This is a genomic window from Brachybacterium sp. AOP25-B2-12 (assembly GCF_052378625.1).
GTDB lineage: Bacteria > Actinomycetota > Actinomycetes > Actinomycetales > Dermabacteraceae > Brachybacterium.
Genome location: NZ_JBQSXW010000050.1, coordinates 1 through 2,371 on the forward strand (window position 1 = coordinate 1; position 2,371 = coordinate 2,371).

The window sequence follows — 2,371 nt, forward strand, 5'->3', positions numbered from 1 at the left end:
TCCGAACCTACCGGAGTCCGAAAGTACCGCGGTCCGAAACTATCTGATGCGCATCTTCTACAATGAGGATGCGCGTATGCACATGCATACGCACACGCACACTCCTTGGACGCCGTAGCGAGCTTCCGGGCAGACGGTCGCAGACGTCGCCCCCCTGGCTCGTTTCCCCGCCCATCAAAAAATGAACGACCGCGGACTAGCTCGGATCAAGGCGACATCCCCTCAGCATCATGACGCGCTTGTGATGCAACTGAATATAGGAAGCTTAGAGATGACGCAACCAGGACAGACCACCACGACTTCGCACGAAGCGATCGATGCGTTCAAGAGAATCGTCGGCGACGAACATGTACTGACCTCTGAGCGTGCCACGATGCCATTCAGCAAAGGCTATCGATTCGGCGGAGGACCAGTCTTCGCCGTGGTGCGCCCCGGCACGCTGGTCGAGATGTGGCGGGCGCTGCAGGTATCCGTCGACAACAACCTCATCGTCATCCCGCAGGCATCGAACACGGGCCTGACTGGTGGATCCGGCCCCGGCTTCCAAGACTACGATCGCCCCATTGTGATCATCTCGACTCACCGCATCGATGAGGTGCACCTCATCAACGACGCGCGCGAGGCGATCTCGCTCGCGGGCACCCCGCTGACACACCTGACCGACGCGCTCGCCAAGCACCAGCGCGAGCCGCACTCGGTGATCGGGTCGACATCAATCGGCGCCTCGGTCATCGGCGGCATCGCGAACAACTCGGGCGGCAGCCAGATTCGCAAGGGTCCGGCATTCACGCGCGAAGCGATCTTCGCCCGCGTCAACGACGACGGCAAGGTCGAGCTGGTCAATCACCTGGGCATCTCGCTCGGAGACGACCCTGAGGTCGCACTCGACCGTCTACAGCGCGGCGAGTGGTCTCCCGAGGATGTCACCCCAGCTCCCGAAGACTCGAACGAGACCGAGTACGCCGAGCACTTGCGCAAGATCGTGCCTTCGCCTGCTCGCTACAATGCGAACCCCGAGTACCTGTTCGAGGCTTCCGGCTCGGCCGGCAAGCTGATGGTGTTCGCGGTGCGCACCCGCACCTTCCCTCGCGAAGTGCACCCGACCGTGTTTTACATCGGCACGAACAACACGCACGAGCTCGAAGAGATCCGTCGGTTGTTCCTCGAAGCCGACATGCCGCTGCCTATCTCTGGTGAGTACATGGGCCGCAGTGCCTTCGACTTGGCCGAGAAGTACGGCAAAGACACCTTCGTCTTCCTGAAGTTCATGAGTCCAGCGCTGCAGACGCGCATGTTCTCGTTCAAGACGTGGGCCAACGGCTTGTTCTCGAAGATTCCCGGCATTGGTCCGACCTTCGCCGACACGGTATCGCAAGCCATGTTCAGCGTGCTGCCCAACCAGCTGCCCAAGCGCATGATGGAGTACCGCAACCGTTTCGAGCATCACCTGCTGCTCACCGTCAGCGAGTCGCAGAAGGCCGCGAGCGAGAAGATGCTCAAGGAGTTCTTCGCAGAGCCCGAGCACACTGGTGAGTTCTTCATCTGCACGTCTGATGAAGAAAAGAGCGCGTCGCTCAACCGGTTCGGCGCGGCCAGTGCCGCCACTCGCTACGCCGCGTTGAAGCGCCGGCACATCGCAGGGCTCATCCCCATCGATGTGGCCCTGCGTCGCGACGATTGGAACTGGCTCGAGGTGCTGCCGGAGGAGATCGACGACCAGCTTGAGGTCAAGGCGTATTACGGGCACTTCTTCTGCCATGTGATGCACCAGGACTATGTCGCCAAGCAGGGCGTGGATCCCGAGGCGCTGCACGACCGCATCCAGCACCTGCTGGAGGAGCGCGGCGCGAAGCTGCCCGCCGAGCACAACTACGGTCGCATCTACAAGCTGCCGGAGTCCATGGAAGAGCACTTCAAGGAGCTCGATCCGACGAATACGTTCAACGCCGGTATCGGCGGCACGTCGCCGCACAAGGACTGGGCCTAAGTCCCCAAGGTAGCGCGACGCCGTGAGAGCCTGAGCGATGTCTTATCCATCTCGGGTGGACCTAGGGCTCGACTCCCTAGGTCCACCGGGACGGATGAGTCGAGACATCGGTCAGAGGCTGGGCAGGCCATAGAATCGCGTGGCGGCGAGGGCCGCGCCCGGTCCGAGAACGGGTCATCGCCTCACGCCGTCAGCTGACCCGCGACGGCCGGCACACCGGCGAAATCCTCGCCACCGGCCACATCGACGAGCCCGGAGGCTATTGCTGAAACACATTGCCTGAACATATTGGTGGAGCTGAAGGTGTGTAGGTTCAGGACATCGTTCATAGGTGAGTCGGGACATCGTTCATAGTGGTCCGTGACGATGAGGGATGTCTAAAGC

2 protein-coding genes are annotated in these 2,371 nt (G+C 61.5%); one reads left to right on the top strand and one right to left on the bottom strand.

The genetic code is table 11. The annotated features are described in order from the left end of the window. Positions 1-271 precede the first annotated feature (271 nt). Positions 272-1,987 (top strand): D-lactate dehydrogenase, encoded by a 1,716-nt coding sequence (gene dld, locus ACT3TZ_RS15030; RefSeq protein WP_013161533.1) that lies wholly within the window; start codon positions 272-274, stop codon positions 1,985-1,987. A 182-nt stretch (positions 1,988-2,169) separates the two neighbouring features. On the opposite strand, the gene ACT3TZ_RS15035 is transcribed toward dld, so the two are convergent. Continuing rightward, the gene (locus ACT3TZ_RS15035) at positions 2,170-2,316 is read right to left on the bottom strand and encodes a hypothetical protein (RefSeq protein WP_006822818.1); all 147 of its coding nucleotides are present in this window, start codon (positions 2,314-2,316) and stop codon (positions 2,170-2,172) included. Positions 2,317-2,371 lie beyond the last annotated feature (55 nt).